15 protein-coding genes are annotated in these 20,529 nt (G+C 37.6%); 3 read left to right on the forward strand and 12 right to left on the reverse strand.

Annotated elements, in window-relative coordinates; genetic code table 11:
• Nucleotides 1-27: 27 nt before the first annotated feature.
• The 3 genes from GGG_RS0106035 to GGG_RS0106045 all read right to left on the reverse strand — a co-directional run bounded on the left by GGG_RS0106035 (nt 28) and on the right by GGG_RS0106045 (nt 5,117).
• Nucleotides 28-723, reverse strand: coding sequence for an HNH endonuclease (locus GGG_RS0106035; protein ID WP_010113078.1), 696 nt, complete (start codon nt 721-723; stop codon nt 28-30).
• Nucleotides 716-2,161: an AAA family ATPase gene (locus tag GGG_RS0106040; RefSeq protein WP_010113080.1), complete on the reverse strand. Its 1,446-nt coding sequence runs from the start codon at nt 2,159-2,161 to the stop codon at nt 716-718. Before GGG_RS0106040 ends, GGG_RS0106035 begins: the two co-directional genes overlap by 8 nt.
• A 64-nt stretch (nt 2,162-2,225) precedes the next feature.
• On the reverse strand, nt 2,226-5,117 hold the full coding sequence (locus GGG_RS0106045; protein WP_010113082.1) for a valine--tRNA ligase: 2,892 nt from the start codon (nt 5,115-5,117) through the stop codon (nt 2,226-2,228).
• A gap of 375 nt (nt 5,118-5,492) precedes the next feature.
• Here GGG_RS0106045 and GGG_RS0106050 point away from each other — a divergent pair, with 375 nt between their 5' ends.
• The 3 genes from GGG_RS0106050 to GGG_RS0106060 all read left to right on the forward strand — a co-directional run bounded on the left by GGG_RS0106050 (nt 5,493) and on the right by GGG_RS0106060 (nt 7,948).
• A complete protein-coding gene (locus GGG_RS0106050) occupies nt 5,493-6,188 on the forward strand; it encodes a hypothetical protein (RefSeq protein WP_010113084.1) in 696 nt (231 codons plus the stop codon).
• An 80-nt stretch (nt 6,189-6,268) separates the two neighbouring features.
• Complete coding sequence (locus tag GGG_RS0106055; protein ID WP_010113087.1) at nt 6,269-7,066, forward strand: SDR family NAD(P)-dependent oxidoreductase; 798 nt, start codon at nt 6,269-6,271, stop codon at nt 7,064-7,066.
• Nucleotides 7,067-7,171: 105 nt separating this feature from the next.
• Nucleotides 7,172-7,948: a hypothetical protein gene (locus GGG_RS0106060; protein ID WP_010113089.1), complete on the forward strand. Its 777-nt coding sequence runs from the start codon at nt 7,172-7,174 to the stop codon at nt 7,946-7,948.
• Between the two features lie 136 nt (nt 7,949-8,084).
• On the opposite strand, the gene GGG_RS0106065 is transcribed toward GGG_RS0106060, so the two are convergent.
• From GGG_RS0106065 to sdsA, 9 genes are all read right to left on the reverse strand, one after another.
• Complete coding sequence (locus GGG_RS0106065; protein WP_029574472.1) at nt 8,085-9,119, reverse strand: agmatine deiminase family protein; 1,035 nt, start codon at nt 9,117-9,119, stop codon at nt 8,085-8,087.
• A 488-nt stretch (nt 9,120-9,607) separates the two neighbouring features.
• Nucleotides 9,608-10,045 carry a YbjQ family protein gene (locus GGG_RS0106070; RefSeq protein WP_010113093.1) on the reverse strand — a complete coding sequence of 146 codons (438 nt, stop codon included), beginning with the start codon at nt 10,043-10,045 and terminating at the stop codon, nt 9,608-9,610.
• A gap of 9 nt (nt 10,046-10,054) precedes the next feature.
• Complete coding sequence (locus GGG_RS0106075; RefSeq protein ID WP_010113094.1) at nt 10,055-10,420, reverse strand: YbjQ family protein; 366 nt, start codon at nt 10,418-10,420, stop codon at nt 10,055-10,057.
• Nucleotides 10,421-10,581: 161 nt separating this feature from the next.
• A complete protein-coding gene (gene adeK, locus GGG_RS0106080; RefSeq protein WP_010113095.1) occupies nt 10,582-12,042 on the reverse strand; it encodes a multidrug efflux RND transporter AdeIJK outer membrane channel subunit AdeK in 1,461 nt (486 codons plus the stop codon).
• Nucleotides 12,042-15,218 carry an efflux RND transporter permease subunit gene (locus GGG_RS0106085; RefSeq protein ID WP_010113096.1) on the reverse strand — a complete coding sequence of 1,059 codons (3,177 nt, stop codon included), beginning with the start codon at nt 15,216-15,218 and terminating at the stop codon, nt 12,042-12,044. The genes adeK and GGG_RS0106085 overlap by 1 nt, the downstream gene beginning before the upstream one ends.
• Before the next feature lie 13 nt (nt 15,219-15,231).
• Nucleotides 15,232-16,485 carry an efflux RND transporter periplasmic adaptor subunit gene (locus GGG_RS0106090; protein ID WP_010113097.1) on the reverse strand — a complete coding sequence of 418 codons (1,254 nt, stop codon included), beginning with the start codon at nt 16,483-16,485 and terminating at the stop codon, nt 15,232-15,234.
• Complete coding sequence (locus tag GGG_RS0106095; RefSeq protein WP_010113098.1) at nt 16,485-17,123, reverse strand: phosphatase PAP2 family protein; 639 nt, start codon at nt 17,121-17,123, stop codon at nt 16,485-16,487. The genes GGG_RS0106090 and GGG_RS0106095 overlap by 1 nt, the downstream gene beginning before the upstream one ends.
• A 161-nt stretch (nt 17,124-17,284) precedes the next feature.
• Nucleotides 17,285-19,339: a site-specific recombinase gene (locus GGG_RS0106100; RefSeq protein ID WP_029574473.1), complete on the reverse strand. Its 2,055-nt coding sequence runs from the start codon at nt 19,337-19,339 to the stop codon at nt 17,285-17,287.
• Between the two features lie 15 nt (nt 19,340-19,354).
• Nucleotides 19,355-20,338 (reverse strand): All-trans-nonaprenyl-diphosphate synthase, encoded by a 984-nt coding sequence (sdsA, locus tag GGG_RS0106105; RefSeq protein ID WP_010113100.1) that lies wholly within the window; start codon nt 20,336-20,338, stop codon nt 19,355-19,357.
• Nucleotides 20,339-20,529 lie beyond the last annotated feature (191 nt).

Consider the following 20,529-nt stretch of genomic DNA (forward strand, 5'->3'; position numbering starts at 1 on the left):
TTTAAAACTTGCTCAGGAGAGGGAATATTATTCCAAAACGGACTGATGAAGCTCGATTTTTTCAATATCTTCTAAGGCATTTTTCAGTCTAGAGTCTTTTTCTAAATATCCACGGAGTACAGCAGAAAAAGCATAATGTGATTTTAAACGTCTTTTAATATTGTTAGCCTTTTTAATTTTTTTTTCATCTGACCAATCATCCAACTTACGTAAAAATTTGCTTCGTAATTTCAAAAAATCATTATGTACTTCAATGATTTTTTCTCTTAAATCCTCTTTACTCACTTCTTGAATGCCACTATTTTCACTATTAAAGGATTTAGTGATTAATTCTTTAGAACTTTCAGCTTTTGAGTAATATGGATGGTCATTAGGACAAGCATTAATTACTTCAATATCCTCATCGGGATTTCTGTAATAAACTTTTATCCATTCTTCAACTAAATGATCTTCATAACAGCAATTTAACATATCGTTGTGATATTTATTTTTAATAGAATTACAACGTGAACAAGCATAATAGAGATTATTCCAATCAAGTTTTAGTTTTTCATCATCTAAATGTGGAATAAAATGTTCAACATTCAAATTAGGGAAATGTTTTTGTTCACAGATATAACACTTTCCATGAAAGTCTTTTTTTAGTTGTCTAACTACTACAGGATCTTTATAATCTTTAGTAGTCCAATCAATTGGTCTAGGAGATTTGCATACTTTAAACATCTAGATCCTCCAATTCATCATGATCTAAAAGTAGATTAACAGCCTGTAAATAAAGATTTCTCAGTTTTTTATCTAATTTATCATTTTCCTCTAATGGAATTAACTTTTTGATAATAGATCTTATAGCCACAAAATTGGTCGGTGTTTCATTTAGAAGATTTTTTAATATTTGAATTAATTCTATTATTTCTGCACTAATAGGATTTACGTGGAATAGCCCTTTAATCACGGATTCATAAGAATAGCGACTTAAATCGTCTTCAAAAAATTCACCATTTGAAATATCGTAAACAACAGTGTCATTATTTGTTGATGTGATAACAAAAGGTGAATGTGTGCTTACAATAAATTGTATATTTGGAAAAGCTTTAATAAAAAAAGGTAAGACCCTCTTTTGTAAAGAAATATGAAGGTGAGAGTCAATTTCATCTATTATTACGATGCCATTAAGATTGCTTTTTAGTGTCTTTATTAATTTGGATTTAAATAATAGATTGGAATAAATTTTAAAAATAGATTTAAATCCAGAAGGTAGTTCATCAAATCCAAAAGAAATATTTTCATTTTTTTGAAGTACTAATACTCTATTATTAAAGTCATCGAAAGATAAAGAAGTAGTTTCATCATCAAATATTAATTTTAGATCCTTTTCAATATCTTCAAAAATTTTATAATATTTTTCAGAAACAGCATCTTCGGAATCTCTCATTTCTTCTCTTTTTTCTATGAGATATCTTTCTAAAGCACCTTCTACGTCAGAATCTATATTTTTTCTTAATATATCTAAATAATAAGCTAAATTTTTTATATCATAGTAACTTCCCATTTTAAGTGCTTTTTCAGGTAATTGGAGTCTATTTACATCAAAGAAACTGAAAATAGTATTGCTATTCATTTTATCAGAATTAAATGACAATCTAATATGTCGCTTTTCTGAAGTGACGTCATCTAAAGTATTCTTTAAGAGTTCATTTGATCTTTTAATATGTTCTATCTTTGCAAAATAATAAGATTTCTTCTGACTATCATGAAGAATTGAATCATTATGATCATAAATATTCTTATCTGATAAGAACATGTTGGTATGATCATTATATATTTTATATAAATTATTAAGTTCAAGAATATTATGATTTATAGTATTTTGACTATTACTTAGTAAGTTTGAAATTTTTTTAATGAATTTAAAATCTATTTCTAATACTTCTGAGTATGCTATAAATTCATTATAGAAAATGTCTAGAGCTTTTTTGATTTTAGTATCAATTAAGTTTTTATCTTTATGTATTAGTTTATCTCTGAACTCCTGTTGTAAATCTTCATATAACTTTGTTAAAAAATAAGTTTTTCCAACTCCATTGTTGCCAGTCAATATTAAATTTCTTCCTAATAAAGGGATACTTTTGCCTTGAAAATTTATCTGATCTATTTTTTTCATAAAAAGTATAAAGGGCCGAATAATCAGCCCTTTATACTACAGATTAGATCAACCTATCAACATCTTACAGCGCCGCAATCTGATCCATATTCGCTTTAATCTTCTCTAACTGAGCAGCAAACTCAGCCAGTTTAACTTTCTCGCCTTCAACTACAGCAGCAGGTGCTTTCGCCACAAAACCTTCATTACCAAGCTTCGTTGCAATTTGGTCATGTTGCTTTTGAACTTTATCAAAGTCTTTTTGCAAACGACCTAATTCTGCTTTCGGGTCAATCAAACCTTTCATTGGAACAAATACAGATGCATGACCAACGACACTTGAAGAAGACAATGGCGGTTGTTCACCATTCGCCAAGAAAGTAATACTTTCAACTTTCGCCAAAGCTTTAAACAATGGTTCAATACGCGAAATCTGCGCTTTTTCAGCATCCGTCGTATTTTGAAGCAATACTGGAAGCAAACGAGCATTACCTAAGCCCATTTCACCACGGATGTTACGTACAGCACCAATCAAACCTTGTAACCACTGCATATCTGCTTCAGCTTGATCATTGATTTTTGCTGTATCTGCAACAGGGTACTGAGCCAGCATGATGCTGTCACCGCCACGACCAATCATCGGTGCAAGGGTTTGCCAAATTTCTTCGGTCAAATACGGCATAAGCGGATGCGCAAGACGTAATGAAGCTTCCATCACAGAAAGAAGAACACGACGAACTTCAGCTTTACGCTCAGTTGGTACATCGACATCATTTAAAACGGGCTTAGTTAATTCTAAATACCAGTCACAGTATTCATTCCAAATAAATTCATAAATGGCTTGAGCAGCTAAGTCTAAACGGTAAGTTGCAAACGCTTGTTGAACAGCCGCTTCAGCTTTTTGTAAACGACTTACAATCCACTGTTCAGGAAGCTCCCAAAGATCTTCACGAACGTCTTGACCAATGGCTTGTTCTTCGCAGTTCATCATTACAAAACGAGTTGCGTTCCAAATCTTATTGGCAAAGTTACGATAACCTTCAACACGTTTCATATCGAACTTAATGTCACGACCTGTATTGGCAAGTGCGCAGAAGGTAAAACGAACAGCATCTGTACCGTAAGCTTGAATGCCTTCAGGGAATTCTTTACGAGTCGATTTTTCAATCTTGGTTGCTTGTTTCGGGTTCATCAAACCTGTTGTACGTTTTTGAACTAAGGTTTCAAGATCTACACCATCAATCAAATCTAATGGGTCAAGTACATTACCCTTAGACTTAGACATTTTTTGACCTTCACCATCACGTACCAAACCATGTACATACACAGTTTTAAACGGGACTTGTGGTGTGCCATCTTCATTTTTCATAAAGTGCATCGTAAGCATAATCATACGAGCAACCCAGAAGAAAATGATGTCAAAACCAGTCACCAGTACATCAGTTGGGTGGAAAGTATTTAAGAAATAGTTTTCTTTATCTTTCGCTTCATCACCTGTCCAACCGAGTGTAGAGAATGTCCAAAGACCTGAAGAGAACCATGTATCCAATACATCTTCATCTTGATCCAATTGAACATCCGCAGGGATACCATTCTTTTCACGAACTTCTTGTTCAGAACGACCTACATAGATGTTGCCTTCTGCATCATACCAAGCTGGGATACGATGACCCCACCACAGTTGACGTGAAATACACCAGTCTTGAATGTTGTTCATCCAAGCCATGTACATATTGCTGTATTGTTCAGGAACGAATTTAATCTCACCATCTTTAACTGCTTTGATTGCAGGCTCAGCAAGTGGTGCAATTTTTACATACCATTGGTCAGTCAATAATGGTTCAACGATTACACCTGAACGGTCACCACGTGGTGCTTTCAAGTCATACGGTTGGATTTGATCTAACCAACCTTCCGCTTCGGCTTGTTCAACTAATTTTTTACGTGCAGCAAAACGCTCTAAACCAATATAGTCTGCTGGTGCAGCAATGGTTTTAGAAATCTGTTCACCTGCTTTGGCAATAAATTCAAAATCAGCCAAAATTTCAGCGTTCTTGTTGAAAATATTGATAATTGGTAAATCATGGCGTTTACCAACATCGTAGTCATTGAAGTCATGTGCTGGGGTGATTTTTACACAGCCTGTACCGAACTCTTTTTCTACATATTCATCGGCAACAACAGGAACTAGACGACCTGTAATTGGTAATACAATGTTTTTACCCACCAAGTGTGCATAACGTTCGTCTTCAGGATGTACTGCAACAGCCGAGTCACCCAATAAAGTTTCAGGACGAGTCGTTGCAACAACTAAATAGTCGTGACCATCTTGCGTACGAAGTGATTTATCTTCAAAGAAATATTTGAAATGCCACAAAGAGCCTTTTTCTTCAACAGATTCAACTTCTAAGTCAGAAAGGGCAGTTTGTAATTTAGGATCCCAGTTTACAAGGCGTTTACCACGGTAAATTAAGCCTTGCTCATGTAGTTTTACAAAGACTTCTTTTACTGCATTGGATAAACCATCATCCATGGTAAAACGTTCACGTGACCAATCTACAGACGAGCCTAAACGACGGATTTGACGTGTAATCGTGCCGCCTGATTGTTCTTTCCATTCCCAGATTTTTTCAATGAACTTTTCACGACCAAGGTCATGACGGCTGATATTTTCAGCAGCCAATTGACGTTCAACAACCATCTGAGTTGCAATACCCGCATGGTCAGTTCCGGGTTGCCACAAAGTATTTTTGCCTGACATACGGTTATAACGTGTCAAAGCATCCATGATGGTATTGTTAAAACCATGACCCATGTGCAAGCTACCAGTGACGTTTGGTGGCGGAATCATGATACAGAATGAGTCGCCCTTACCAGATGGTTTGAAATAACCATTCTCTTCCCAAGTCTTGTACCATTTTTTCTCGATCTCAGTAGGATCGTAGGTCGTAGCAATATTTTGCGCTGAATCAGTCATAGTAAAAACAGACCAAAAGTAAGTAAAAATTGCATCTATTGTAGCAAATAATTTAGCTATATAGTTGATTCAGTTTCGAGCTTGATCAAGCAGGTTTTACAAAATTGCAAGTAGGGGATGTCGATTTGAGTATTGTTTAAATAAACTTTTAAATGAGCAGTTATATTGTTGTTTAAAAAACAATCTAACACGGTCATATTCTTTCTATATATCAAGTCAAAATTACAATGACGAAGAATAGATGACTGATTTATAATTAGTTTAATTAGAGTAAATATTCTATATCATGGTAAGAAAAGACAATGTAGCTGTCACATTGCTTTGATAAGATAGCTATCCGTAAATTTGTATAAAACAACAACAGGACAAATACTAATGCAGTATCAGATTGATTTATTGATTCAACAAAAAACTTATCAAGAATTAAAACAAATCACCAAGAGTTTAAACAATGGAGAAAAACAAGACCTTGCTAAACAGTTAGGGACAATATTCACAGAGATATCATGTCAAGTTTTAGATCAGGTCTTTGGTGCTTTGCTTGAAGAGCAACGTTCGAATAAAAATTTAGATGCGCACGGTCAGAAAAAATTAAAAGAAGCTGAACAAGTTTTTGAACAAATTGAAAGTGCTTTAAAAAAATATATGCCGTGGTCGATATCATTTTTTAGTAACGATCGTTTAAAACCTGTTGCAAATTATATGCTTGAAAAGTTTGAAGATTCTGATGCTAGTCAGGTGATTATGTACTATAAATTAGATCGTCATTTAGGTGAAGAAGCCACCAAAAATCTGCAACAATTACTGGAAGGAAATACCAGCATTCTGCCTGTTACTGTGAAAAATTTAATTAAAATTATTGACCTAGGGGTTTCTGAGTTTATCCGTGATCCAAAAACATTATTAAAGTTTAATTTTGTTGTGAATAAAACTTTAGATGGCGTGATTAACATGGTTACTAGCTCAGGCTATAAACGTTTAGACAAAGCAGGCGAAGAATATAATCCAAATAATGTTGAAAAAGCACAATATTATGCGGAGCATTTCAAGAAGTTTTTAGTTGAGGCTTAAATCGATACCATCGCAATCTTGATTTATTTGACAAATCACGTAGTGTTGTCTTTATTGATTATATTCAAGAGCATAGCGATATGGATCGTTTAGATGGCAAAGTGATTTGGATTACGGGTGCTTCTTCTGGTATTGGTAAAGCATTGGCGACCGAATGTGCTTTGAAAGGGGCTCAAGTGATTTTAAGTGCTCGGCGCTTAGATGAGCTAGAGAAAGTGCGGAGCAGTTTACACAATGCTGAACGTCATATTGCAGTTGCGATGGATATTACAGATGAAGCACAGGTACGTCATGCGTATGAGCAAGTGCTCAAAGAAAAAGGACGAATTGATTGGTTAATCAATAATGCAGGTTTAAGCCAACGTGCTTTGATTGCAGATACCACCATGCAAACTGAACGTGCGATTATGGAAATTGACTATTTCTCGCAAGTCTTTTTAACCAAATTAGTTCTTCCAACTTTCTTGGCACAAAAATCAGGGCGTATCGCATTTGTTTCGAGCGTAGCAGGGTTATTGGGTACACAATATCGTGCGACGTATTCCGCTGCCAAAGCGGCTATTCACATGTGGGCAAACAGCTTACGTGCAGAAGTTGCGCAGGATGGTGTGAAAGTTTCGGTGATTTTCCCTGGCTTTGTGAAAACCAATGTATCGTTTAATGCTTTAAATGGGGCAGGGAAACCACAAGCTCATCAAGATGATGCAATTGAAAATGGTTTGGAAGCGCATGAATTTGCACAACAAACAGTTGCAGCTCTGATAAAGGGTGAAGAATATATTGTGGTAGGTGGTCGCAAGGAAAAACTAGGCGTATTGGTATCACGACTTTCACCAAGTACGCTTTATAAAATGATTCGAAAAATGAAAGTGAAGTAGTTGAAAATTTATAAATTTTAATGTGATCATAAAGTGTTTATTGCTTATAAAAGTGATAAGCACTTGATACAATCAGCCCTAAGTACAAAAACTAAGGTTGAAACAATGAGAATTATTTCAAAAACAATTTTAAGCGTTATTTTAAAAATTAGTGTCCTACAATTTATTTTAATTGGTACAGCATCTGCGAATATTTGTGATAATGATCAAGCTGTTGCGAAAATATTGAGTCAAACCCAAATTGCTAATCTTGAACAGTCATTAATGGATTGTAAAGCTGATCCTTTAGATCATTCGAAGGTGATCATGGCTTTTGCACAATGGATTCCTGTCAAAGATGAGCCAGAACAAGGCGCTTATTATTTAAATCTTTTAAAATTCAATCAAGCAGATTTAAAAGTCTTTTATGACTATGTGGTTAGAGGCGAAATCGTGTCTGATGCGATAAGTTTGGAATCAATTCAACTTGATACAGCGAACTATAAAGTGACAAACTCAAATCGTGCTTTAGGTGTGCGCTTAAACTATTCAGGTCATTCACAACCGAATCCCTTTTCAATGCAAGTCTTAAATTTATATGATCTTAAAAATAAAAAGAAAATCTTAGACAGCCTGATTATTGAACGCTATCAAGCAGAAACAGATACACGTTGTAATGCGGCAGTGGAAGAACGTTCTTCTATTTTGGTGATGCAAAATAAGCAGAGCAAAAATTATTCAGATATTCAGGTGAATAGCAAAATTAAAAGTTATGAAATGGTTGGGACGAGAGGGGATTGTAAAGAGATCAATCAAAGGCTATCACAGCAAAGTTTTGTTCTGAAATTTGATGGTCAGGAATATCAACTCCCTAAAAAATATAAAGATGATTATCAATACTAAAATAATAGGCTTCTTGTGTAAGTTGGGTTGTGATGAGTAATTATTTATATTGACAAAGAAAGTCCCTTTCTCAGAGGGAGAAGGGACTTCTGATATTCATTTTACGAATCATTTTCAACTTTATCTGTTTGAAAATTTATTCATTAATTTCATCGAGATAATCTAAAAATAATTCAGCATTTTTCCCACGGACTTGCCATGACATACAGCGTACACCACCGCCCATATTGCAGACACTGGCAGATTGCACTGGAACTACAGTGCGCTTCGTTGCACTACGAATTTGCTGTAAGGCAACAGCATCTTCTTTTATGCCAAATTGTGGGAAATAAATACGTTCAGGTGTGACGAGCATATTGGTATATAAACCACATGCTGAACCAAATTTTTCATCGTAGATTTGACTGCCATCATAAGGTGTAATGATTTCTCGGATTTTGACATTCGGAAGCCCACGCTTTAAATCAGCTTTTAATTTTTCAGCATAATCAGGATCTTCTGGGTACGAGTTAATCACCAAAGTATTTTGATCTACAAAACTGACCACACCGTCAGCATGCTCCAAACCACCTTGTTCATCTGCTTCGATAAAGGCAATGTTCTTAGCACCTGTTAAAGCAATTAGTTTTTGTCGAGCTTCACTTTCAGATAAACGATTATCCGCTAAAAATTTTGTGCTCACGACAACATTGCCATAACCATCTTCAACCCAGTTACCACCGTCATTTAACAGTTGAGTAGTGGTATATTGCAAACCTGCTTTTTTGCCGTAGTATTTAAACTCTGCTTGTACATCATCTGAAATAGACTGGCCTTTTTTTGCACCCCCTTGTCCAGCCGCTGTATAGCGGAATAGTATAGGTTGAGCAGGGTTGGCACTGGTAAAGTCACGCATCCAAATATCGTGCATGGGGGCAATTGCGACATGATCTTCACCCAGTTCTTTTACATAATCAGGGTAAAGTTCTTTATCCGTTAAAATAACGACATTATCACCATTTTTAAGTATCTTTTTTGCATAATCGACATGAAATTCAAAAATGTCATCAATCATTTCTGCATAGTAGGCATCATCACTTTGAGGAGAAGCCAATACAATTAATTCTGCTTTTGCTACAAATGGAAGCATTGAGATTAAAGCCATACTTGTTTTAAGTGCTAAGGATTTCATCATATATATAACCTATTTATGAATATACGATATTAGCTTTTCTGCTAATTACAGTTTAGTGAATTATTGTTAACGAGCTAAGCCATATATTTTTAAATTAGTTTGGATAATAAACGGGGGATACATGGGCAATCATTTAAAAGCCCATGTTGTAATAATAGAACGTCAGTTCGGGATAAACTTTGATGTAAGATATTGAAAAGATAAATCAGGCACAGCGGAGTCTTACCGTTTAAAAATCAAATGTAAGGATTAACCTTCGGTTCGACCTACTTTTCTTTCGGGAAAAGTAGGCAAAACCATTTGTCAGTCGCCAACTCGGCAGATACTATCAAGTATCTAATATATTGCAAAAACAGTATATTGTAGATCTTGCGGAATATATTCCTCATGCCTCGAACAATGCGACTGACGTTTCCGCGTATCAAACAATTGGGAACATATCTTATCTCGAACTCAGGTTAATAGAGAATAGGTACAAATTAAGATTAAGAAGCGGAAATCGCTGTACCATAAGCAAATACTTCAACCATACCACCTTGCATGCCGAGCTCAGTCGTACTTAAACGTAATCCCATGATTTGTTTTGCACCGATTTTTTCAGCTTCTTGTTTGAGTCTAACAATAGCTTCACGACGTGCACGTTCAACCACACTTTCATAAGTGGTTAAATTTCCCCCAAGGAAGTTCTGGATTTGTGCAATGATGTATTTAAAATAATCATGTGAAATGACCACATTACTGCTAATCAGTTGCCCTTGAGCTTCGGATGTTTGGAACTTATTGGTATCGATACGGATATGCAATAAACGTTGTTCTTTTTCTGCTAATTCTTTCAAATGCTTTTGTTCAATAAAACGTCCAAAACCCCAACCAATAAAGAACAGAACCAGTGTAATGACAATTTTTAAAATTAAACCATCCATTTTGTTTGCCTAATTCGAGAAAGGGTCGGGTAATTTTGTTTGTTGTGTAGTCGTTAAGTTAGGTTCAATGATGACGGCTGTTCCATACACAAAAATTTCGGAAGCCCCTTGTGCAATATTTGAAGTTGAAAAACGAATACCGACAATCGCATTAGCACCTAGACCTTGTGCTTTTTCAATCATACGATTCATGGCTTCTTGGCGGGATTCTTCGAGCAATTCTGTATAAGCTGTAAGTTCGCCACCGACAATATTCTTTAATCCTGCCAAAAGATCACGTCCAGCATGTTTGCTGCGAACAGTGCTTCCATAAACCACATCCAGTTGTTGAATAATTTGATGCGCAGGTACGCTTTCTAAATTGCTTAATTTCATTGTAATTCTTTCAATAGATTTTAGCTTCTGATGATAAAGCATAAATCGCTGAGGTGCTAAGCTAATATTAAACAGCGCTCAGACGAACATCGTAAATTATGTTTAAGTGCAATAAAAAAGCTCACCGAGGTGAGCTTTTCATTATTGAGGATCAATCAATCTTATTTCTGATCATTTGCATGATATTTCAATTCAGATGATGAAGGCGGTTGTACAATTTGATCAGATGAGTTGGCTTTTATACCACCACCTAAAGTTTTGTACACTTCCACTTGGTTGTTCAAGTTTGCTTGTTCTAAAAGCAATAAACCTTGTTCAGCCGCATAAGAAGAACGTTGCGCATCTAATACAGACAAGAAGCTGTCAATACCAGCACGGAAGCGGGCATTTGAAAGTTTATAAGTTGTATTGGTTGCATCAACTAAACGTTTTTGTGCAGCAAGACGATCGCCAATATTTTCACGAGTCGCCAATGCATCGTTTACTTCACGGAAAGCAGATTGAATCGATTTTTCATAATCAGACAACGCAATTTGTTGATCTGTTTCTGAAATCTTAATATTTGCTTTACGTGTACCCCAATCCCAAATTGGAATATCAAGGCTTGGGCCTAAAGACCAAACGAATGCACCTGATTTAAATAAATCACTTAAATCAGTCGAAGCATAACCCGCAGAACCCGTCAAACTGATCGTTGGGAATAAACGCGCCTTCGCAGCACCAATATTGGCACCAGCAGCCGAAAGTTGATATTCAGCAGCTTTCACATCTGGACGGTTATTCAACAAGTCACTCGGTAAGCCTGAAGCAAATGCAGAACTATTGCTAATACGTGTTACACGTTGTTTAGGCAATAAATTATCTGGCACTTGTTCACCAACAAGCAAATTAAGCAAGTTTTGAGCTTGAGCAATTTGAGTCTTATAGTTTGCAACATCATTTCGTGCAGTTTCTACAGAAATCTGAGCCTGACGAACAGGAACTTCACTGTCGATACCGACATCAAAACGTTTTTTGTTCAAGTTATAAGAATCAAGCTGTGCTTTTAAAGTTTGATCAGCAAGTTTCAACTGTGCAGTGGCAAAAGAATAGTTTAACCACGCTTGAGCAACTTGACCAATCAAGCTGATTTGAGTTGCATCACGAGCACTTGCAGTCGCTAAGTAATTATCAAGCGCATTGTCTTTTAAGCTTTTTACACGTCCCCAAAAATCAAGTTCGTAAGCAGTTACACCTAGACCAACATTATATGAGGTCATTGGTTTATTTGTACTTAACGTATCTTGACGAAGAACACCACCACTCGCACCAATGGTTGGAAGCTGGTTGTTCTCTGTGATTTGGTACTGTTGTTGAGCACGTTGAATGTTCAAAGTCGCAGTACGCAAGTCACGGTTATTGGCTAATGCAAGATCAATAACTTGAAGTAAGCGTTGATCAGCAAAAAAGTCTTTATAGCCTTGTTCAGCAATAGAAGTACCAGACGCATTTGAAAGATAACTTGTTGGTAAATTTGCCTGTGCTACCGGTTCTGGGCCACGCATGCTTTGACAAGCTGTCAAAGCAAGCGCAAGTGCAGATACCGCAATGCTACGACCTGAAATAGACCATACTTTTTGCATCACGATTTATGCTCCTGAATATTTTGGTTTTTAGGTTTGTACTTAAAGATACTACGAATCCATACAAAAAATACAGGAATAAAGAAGATACCTAAAAGTGTTGAGCTGATTACACCACCAAGAACACCATAACCGACTGAGTGTTGGCTACCTGCACCCGCACCATTTGATAGCGCAAGAGGAAGTACACCAAAACCAAACGCAAGGGTCGTCATGATAATTGGACGTAAACGCATTTTCGCTGCGTGTAACGTAGCTTCAAACAGTTCTTGACCTTGTTCCTGTAACTCTTTAGCAAATTCGACAATTAAAATTGCGTTCTTCGCAGAAAGACCAATTACAGCAACAATTGCAACTTGGAAATAGATGTTAAACGATAAGTTTGGATCACCCTTAATCGTCATTCCCAACCACGTTAAAGTAAATGCACCAACAATACCTAATGGTACTACAAGTAATACTGAAACAGGAATTGACCAGCTTTCATATAAAGCTGAAAGACAAAGGAATACGATTAATAACGAAAGAAGCAATAACGGACCAGTTTGGCTACCAGAATCACGTTCTTCCAAAGATAAACCTGTCCACTCATAGTCGAAACCAGATAAGCCCATTGATGGTAACTTGCCAATAATTTCTTCCATCGCGAGCATTGCATCGCCTGAACTTACGCCCGGCGCTGGTGTACCTTGGATGTTAGCCGAAGCAATACCGTTATAGCGCTCAAGACGAGGTGAACCATAGGTCCATTCACCCGTTGCAAATGCAGAGAAAGGAACCATCGTACCTACGTTGTTACGTACATACCATTTGTTTAGGTCTTCAGGCATCATACGTGTATTTGAATCGCCTTGAACATAAACTTTTTTCACACGACCACGGTCAACGAAGTCATTGATATAAGAACCGCCCCACGCCATGTTCATGGTTGAATTAATCTCGGCAATACTCACACCCATTGCCCCTGCTTGCGCTTGATCAATGTTGATTTGATATTGCGGAGTATCTTCTTGACCATTTGGACGAACACCAGCAAGACGTTTGTCTTGTGCAGCCATGCCTAACACAGCATTACGTGCTGCAATCAGTTTATCGTGACCTTGACCACTAGCATCTTTTAACTGGATGTCAAAACCTGAAGAAACGCCTAATTCTGGCATTGCAGGTAATTGCAATGGCATGATGTAAGAGGCATCTTTAATCATATTGAGTGACATACCTCGTTGGATAATGGCACCAATTTGCGATTCAGGCGTTGTACGCTCACTCCAGTCTTTCAGTTTAATAAATGCAAGACCCGCATTTTGACCAACCCCTGTGAATGAGAAACCAGAAACCGTAAAGATTGACTCTACATTTTCTTTTTCCTTATTCAAGAAGTAATCCGTCATAGTTGTGATGACTTTATCCGTTCGCTCAAGGCTCGCACTTGGTGGTAATTGCACCAGCGTCATTACAACACCTTGGTCTTCTTCTGGTAAGAAAGAAGAAGGGAGCATTTTGTAAAGACCTACTAATGCAGCAATTACAGCAATGTACACAACACCAGAAAATAACTTGTGATGTGTCATGCGATTGACACCACCTTGGTATTTTTCTGCGAGTTTATCAAAACTGCTGTTAAACCAACGGAAGAAGCGCGCAATAATATTATTACTTTCAGCTTGATTTGGATCGTGCTGTTTTAACAATGTTGCACACAGTGCTGGCGTAAAGGTTAAAGCAATGATCAATGATAAAATCATTGCAGTTACTAAGGTAATGGAGAACTGACGATAAATAACCCCAGTTGTACCACCAAAGAATGCCATTGGAACGAATACAGCAGTTAATACACTGGTAATACCCATCAATGCGCCAGAAATTTGTTGCATTGACTTTTCAGTAGCGGTAACCGGGTCGAGATGTTCTTCTTGCATAACCCGTTCGACGTTCTCTACAACAACAATGGCGTCATCGACTAAGAGACCGATTGCCAGTACCATGGCGAACATGGTTAATGTATTGATTGAGAAGCCAAAAATATTAATAACTGCAAATGTTCCCAATACCACGACTGGAACAGCAAGTGTTGGAATAATCGTTGCACGCCAGTTCTGTAAGAATAGGAACATGACAATGAAAACCAACACGATTGCTTCAACCAGTGTATGTACTACACTCTCAATTGAAAGTCGAATAAACGGTGTAGTGTCATAAGCCAGTTGGTCTTTCAAACCACTTGGATAGTTTTTACGAAGTTCACTTAAACGTTTTTCGACAGCAGCAGCAGTTTCAAGTGCGTTAGCACCTGTTGCAAGTTTAATTGCAATACCACCTGCTTGTTTACCCATGAACTTAGAATTAAATTGATAAGTATCTGAACCTAATTCAACACGAGCAACATCACTCAAACGAACTTGAGCACCAGAAGCTGTATTTTTAAGAAATATATTCTTAAATTGTTCAGGTGTTTGCAACATACTTTGTGCATTGACAGTCGCATTCAGTACTTGACCTTGTACAGAAGGTGCACCACCCAACTGACCTACAGCCACTTGAGCATTTTGAGCACGAATTGCTGCAGCAATGTCACTTGGTGTCACTTGCAAACTGTTCATTTTCGCTGGATCTAGCCAAATACGCATTGCATATTGACCACCAAAGACTTGAATCTCACCTACACCAGCAACACGGCTAAGTGGTTCAGAAATATTAGAGTTCACATAGTCTTTAATGTCCGCCCCAGAAAGACTTCCATCTGGAGAGTAAAATGCAAGTACTTGCATAAAACTTGCGCCAGACTTAGTCACTTTCACACCTTGACGTTGTACATCTTCAGGTAAAAGTGCTGTTGCAGATTGCAATTTGTTCTGAACTTGAACCTGTGCAATGTCTGGATCAACCCCTTGTTCAAAGTTCAAGTTGATTGATGCTTGACCATTACCCGCACTGTTAGATGAAATATAACGTAAACCATCTAAACCATTCATTTGTTGTTCAATGATTTGCGTTACAGTATTTTCAACAGTTTGTGCAGAAGCACCAGGATAAGTTGCAGCAATTGTCACCACGGGTGGTGCAATTGTTGGATATTGGGCAACTGGCATTGTAGTTAGCGAAAGAACCCCCGCTAACATAATCACCAGTGCAATCACCCAAGCAAAAATAGGGCGATGAATGAAAAATTGAGCCATATTCGTCTACCCCTTATGTATTTGAAGTAGCTTTTTGTTCACTAGACTTATTTTGTTGAGCTGGTTGTGTTGCACCTTGCTTAGCAGCACCTGCTTGTGGAGCAGCTGCTTGAGGCTGATAAGGTTTAGCCACTACAGCTTGTTCAGGTTTGACTTTGGCAATACCATCAACGATGACTTTGTCACCTGTTTGTAGACCTTGGGTCACAATCCAGTCTGTACCTTGAACACCAGAAGTCGTAATAGGACGAGGCTCTACTTGACCTTTAGCATTAACTAACATTGCCATCGCTTGACCTGTAGGTGTGCGTGTAATCGCAGCCTGTGGAATCAAGTAAGCATTTGGAATCACACCTTGAACAATTTGCGCATTGGCAAACATACCTGGCAACAACAAATGGTTCGGGTTAGAGAATACAGCACGTAAAGTTACTGTACCTGTATCTGGGTTTACGCTTGCATCAGAAAATGCAAGATTGCCCTCAATTGGGTAATTACTACCATCTTCAAGTTTTAAACGAACTTTTGTATTGTTACTGCGGTCAATACTACCTTGGCTCAATTGCTGGCGTAGGCGTAATAATTCAGCACTTGATTGATTAATATCAACATAAATCGGATCAAGTTGTTGAATTGTGACCAATGCAGTCGCTTGGCCCGCTGTAACTAAAGCACCAGCAGTGACAGACGAACGACCAGATTGGCCTGAAATAGGTGAACGAACCGTAGAGTAACCTAAGTCAATTTGAGCATTTTTTACAGCTGCATTTGAAGCTGCAATATCTGCTTCAGCAAGTTTAATTTGAGCAACTAAGTCATCATATTCTTGTTTAGAAACAGCATTAATGCCCACAAGTTGACGATAGCGATTCGCTTTCACTTGGTAAGCATTTAAGTTGGCTTGTTGGCGCACTAAAGCAGCTTTAGCGCTGTCTAAGTTTGCGCGGTTTATGCTTGAATCAATCTCGTATAGAGGTTGACCTTCACGAACAAAGCTGCCTTCGGTAAACAAGCGTTTTAAAATCACGCCATTTGTTTGTGGGCGAACTTCAGAGATTTGATACGCTGATGTACGACCTGAAAGTTCGACAGTTTGTTCAACACTTTGTGGTTGAGCAACAATGACACCAACTTCAGTTGGTGGCATTTTCTGGGCAGCAGCGCCTTGCTCAGCTTGTTTAGTGTCTTTGCTACAACCAACAAGTGCAATACTTGTTGCGAGAGCACAAGCAGTAAGGGCAGGAGCCCAAAGCTTTGCCGACATCATTATTCCACCTCGTTCAGATTTTTATTTGAAAATAATTTATTTCTACTCAACGTCTTTGATGACAACATGAACCATAAAAGAGCAGTCCATATAAAGCCTATACTCCAACCTGCAACGACATCGGTTGGAAAATGTGCTCCCAAATACACCCGAGAGATACCCATGCTTAGAAACCAAAAACAGCATACTAAGCTAATCAGTTTAGCCCGCTTATATTTATGAAATATAAAGATAATCGAACAACTTAAAAAAGCAGCATAAATACTGTGAGCACTTGGAAATGAAGCACCATAGGTTTGAACCATTTGGTACATTTCATCTGGTCGTGGGCGATTTACTAAATATTTGATTATCCAGCCAATCACCGTCACACCAAACAAACCAATCGTGAGCATAAGTACATTTGTATATTGTTTCAGCCGAAAAAAATACAAACTACTTATTGCTACAATCACAATCATCGGTGGCAAACCACCCAAGTAGGAGAGCGTGACTGTAATATTATCCATTATGTTTGAACGATGTGAACTCATCCACGCAACACTTGAAAAATCAAATTGTTGTATGTCTTTAATATTTAAACCAATACTACTAGTTAATAAACCTATACAGCCAATCCAGATAAGTAAATAAGGCATAAAATAACCTAGAGTATATTAATCACACTCGTTGAGCTTTAAATTAATGGGGCAAAGTGTACTAGTCAGTACACTTTTTTTCAAGTGAGTATAATTATGTAATTTATACTAATTTCTTTTTGCAAAAAAAATAACAATTCGCACAAAAAATAACAAAATCTTTAATGATTTAGTTTGTTTTGTGCGCTGGTTTGCTCTTCTACTTGCAAAGGTTGTTTAGGCGGCCAGAAGAAATCGAGAGGGCGAGTAAAAAAGTGAGTAAAAACAAGCTTTGCCAGTGGTTTCCATTGTTCGAAACGGACTTGTCTTGCTCTTAATGCCACAATAATGGTTAAAGTGAAGCTGACAAAGAGGTTGGTGAGTCCAATACACAATACGCCGAAGAAAGAGACAATGATGACGCCTAAATCAGGGGAACCATTGACAGTCATTAAGCCTTGAATAAAGTTTGCCGATGCAAAGGCAATATGACGGATATCAATCGGTAAACCTAAGATAAACCCTATAGTTCCCATGCTTCCGAGCATGACCCCAAATAGAAAATTACCTGCTAAAGCACCTAAATTTCTTTCGATATATGCTGCAAATTTATCCAGTCTTTCTTGTCCCATTAAGTTTCTTAATTTGACATGTGCTTTCAAACGAGGGCCAACTTTGCGATAAATGGCCATATTGTCAAAATATCCAGCAATTAATCCTGATAAAAATAAACAAACTCCTGCGATTGCAGCATGTGGAATAGCGAGTGAAGTGAATGGATTTAAACTGTGCAGTAAATGCGTTGCTTTGGCATGATTTAACAAAGGCTCATGCATCATTACTTGCCAAAGAAAGGTTATTAGCGCTGCTGTTGGAATAGCGATAGAAATATTACCGAGAATCGCAATAAACTGCGTCCGTATAATATTGATAATTAGACCTGCTAATTCAGCGATTTGAGCAGTTTTCGAACCTTTACGATGTTGTACCGTAGAGGCCAAAGCGGCAGCGGTCATTGCGGGCTGTTTGGTTGCAACAGTAAAGTGCAAAACATGAATCAGTATAAAACCCAGTGAGTAATTCATACTGAACAAAAAGGCTTGGAGAAATGGTGCCAATACAAGTCGAGCAGTCAATATCTTAATGGTCGCCATGATGGCAATGATGACACCTGCACCTGCCGCAGCATTGTACATTCCCAAAAAACCTTTTTTATCGGTACTTACATAGTGCTCGCCTGTTTTACTGGCATTCTCAGTCACCTGCAATGCGATCAGTTCACTATTGGTTTTCAATAAGTCACGTACACTGGTTTCACTATAATGTGCATGAACCAAATCAATGAGCAATTCACCATAGATTTGATAACGGGTTTGGTCATATTCAACGATCAAATTTAAAAGCAGTTCAATCCGATCTAAACATTGCTCTAATAAAGACACAAGATAAGTCAGACTTAAACTTACCCCCGTTCTTTTGGTTGCTCGACGAATTTTTAATACAACATCACGGCACTGTTCAATCATCACCAGTGCTTGATCAGCATCAGGTAGAGCGCTATCAGTCAGTTCGTCTTGATTACGATGTGATTTTTTATAAGCTTCTATAAATTCAATAATTTCACGGTTTTGAACCAGAAAAGGGGATTCGTATTCCTGTAGCTCAGGATGAGCGTTGATAAATTCTGGGTAGAGTCCAATACCGCTAATTCGATAAGAAAGCACAGTAATGGCTTTGACAATTTCTCTTTTAATTCCAAGCTTGGCACTTTTATAACGATGACCTTGATTCAGAAGCTGAAATAACAGATGCCATTGCTCATCTTCAATATTTTCAAGCCAATACTTATCACTACGTTGATGAAAGACTTTCCCCACTAAGTCTTTGAGTTCAGATCCATCGACCAATAGCGGTAGAAAGTGAGCGCCTACTCGTTGCCCAAGCTGATTCCAAAAGCCATCTAAAGATAAAATTCCGCTGTCTGCATATAAACTGGCTTGTTTGTAGTGGTTAATCAGTTTGAGTAAATAGCCTTGAAATGCCGATGCAGCATTGGGTGTGATGAGTAATGCTTGAGTTAAAGCATCGAATTTATAATGTGTTTCTTCTAAATTATGGCTGTCATCGGGTCTGATACGATCTATCAGGGTAATTAAAATATTCGGATTTGGAACAGCTTTGACATTATCAAGCTGTTCCTGCATGAGGATAAAAAGATCATTAAATTGTATCTGCATAAGCCTTGGGAGTTTTTATTGAATTCGGTGTAAGGCAAGTTGCGCTAAATTATAGAGTGCTTGACGGTATTCAGATTCAGGTAGAGACGTCAAAGCTTGAATAGCGGCTTCCGTTTCTTCAGTCGCACGGCGACTACAATAGTCTAAAGCACCAGATGTTTGCACGATTTCGATCACACGCGCTAAATCTGCTGTTCCACCTGTAGCAATACTCTTTCTAATAATTTCGTGCTCTTCGCCTTGTGTATTTGCTAGGGCAGAGATTAAAGGTAAAGTCGGTTTGCCTTCCATTAAATCATCACCAATATTTTTACCTAATGTTTCAGCATCAGACGTGTAATCTAAAATATCGTCAATAATTTGGAACGCATTACCAAAATGACCTGCAAATAAACGCAGTGGTTCACGGTACTCAGGTTTACCCGCAAGAATTGCTGCGCCTTCAGTCGCTAGCTCAAATAAACGTGATGTTTTACCGTGGATAATATCTAAATAAGTTTGTTCATTGGTGTCAGGTTGATGCTGTGCTTGAAGTTGTAATACTTCGCCTTCTGCAATTTCACATGTACCTGTTGAGAAGTCTTTGAGCAAAACCATATTGTCGAGATCGACCAATAAGTCAAACGCACGAGAAATCAAAAAGTCACCGACCAAAACTGCTGTTTGGTTATTCCATGTAGCATTGGCAGTTGGACGACCACGACGTAATCCAGATTCATCAACGACATCGTCATGGACAAGTGTTGCTGTATGTAGCATTTCAATAATTGCAGCAAGTTTACGATATGCATCCATCTGTGCATCTGTTGCACCACAAGCTTTTGCGGCAAGTAGGCACATAATTGGACGCATGCGTTTGCCACCTGCTTCAACTACATGCTTACTGACGGCCATAACCAATGCAACTTTTGAAGTAATCCCTTCATTAATAAACTTGTCCATTGCTGCAAAGTCAGTTGCAACAGGAGCGAGAATATCTTGCTTAAAGTCAATGGTCATAGAGAGGGGGCCTCATGCAAATGCGTTTAAGTGGTGAGTGTAACAAGTAACATCAATAAATGTTGCAATAGAAAACAGTCATTGTACTGAATCTTAATGATTTGTTCTTTATCTGTCCAAATATAATGAAAGTAACATGCATCAGTCAGTCGTTCTTTTGCGTTACATAGTAGCGGATTTGTTTTAAAAAT

Origin of the sequence: Acinetobacter sp. P8-3-8 (assembly GCF_000214135.1) — a bacterium.
Taxonomy (GTDB): Bacteria; Pseudomonadota; Gammaproteobacteria; order Pseudomonadales; family Moraxellaceae; genus Acinetobacter.

Coding starts and splice junctions, on each gene's coding strand:
- GGG_RS0106100 (WP_029574473.1), bottom strand. CDS start 19,339: ATGCAGATACAATTTAATGATCTTTTTATCCTCATGCAGGAACAGCTT.
- GGG_RS0106065 (WP_029574472.1), bottom strand. CDS start 9,119: ATGAAATCCTTAGCACTTAAAACAAGTATGGCTTTAATCTCAATGCTT.
- GGG_RS0106050 (WP_010113084.1), top strand. CDS start 5,493: ATGCAGTATCAGATTGATTTATTGATTCAACAAAAAACTTATCAAGAA.
- adeK (WP_010113095.1), bottom strand. CDS start 12,042: ATGCAAAAAGTATGGTCTATTTCAGGTCGTAGCATTGCGGTATCTGCA.
- sdsA (WP_010113100.1), bottom strand. CDS start 20,338: ATGACCATTGACTTTAAGCAAGATATTCTCGCTCCTGTTGCAACTGAC.
- GGG_RS0106070 (WP_010113093.1), bottom strand. CDS start 10,045: ATGGATGGTTTAATTTTAAAAATTGTCATTACACTGGTTCTGTTCTTT.
- GGG_RS0106075 (WP_010113094.1), bottom strand. CDS start 10,420: ATGAAATTAAGCAATTTAGAAAGCGTACCTGCGCATCAAATTATTCAA.
- GGG_RS0106085 (WP_010113096.1), bottom strand. CDS start 15,218: ATGGCTCAATTTTTCATTCATCGCCCTATTTTTGCTTGGGTGATTGCA.
- GGG_RS0106040 (WP_010113080.1), bottom strand. CDS start 2,161: ATGAAAAAAATAGATCAGATAAATTTTCAAGGCAAAAGTATCCCTTTA.
- GGG_RS0106095 (WP_010113098.1), bottom strand. CDS start 17,123: ATGCCTTATTTACTTATCTGGATTGGCTGTATAGGTTTATTAACTAGT.
- GGG_RS0106090 (WP_010113097.1), bottom strand. CDS start 16,485: ATGATGTCGGCAAAGCTTTGGGCTCCTGCCCTTACTGCTTGTGCTCTC.
- GGG_RS0106045 (WP_010113082.1), bottom strand. CDS start 5,117: ATGACTGATTCAGCGCAAAATATTGCTACGACCTACGATCCTACTGAG.
- GGG_RS0106055 (WP_010113087.1), top strand. CDS start 6,269: ATGGATCGTTTAGATGGCAAAGTGATTTGGATTACGGGTGCTTCTTCT.
- GGG_RS0106060 (WP_010113089.1), top strand. CDS start 7,172: ATGAGAATTATTTCAAAAACAATTTTAAGCGTTATTTTAAAAATTAGT.
- GGG_RS0106035 (WP_010113078.1), bottom strand. CDS start 723: ATGTTTAAAGTATGCAAATCTCCTAGACCAATTGATTGGACTACTAAA.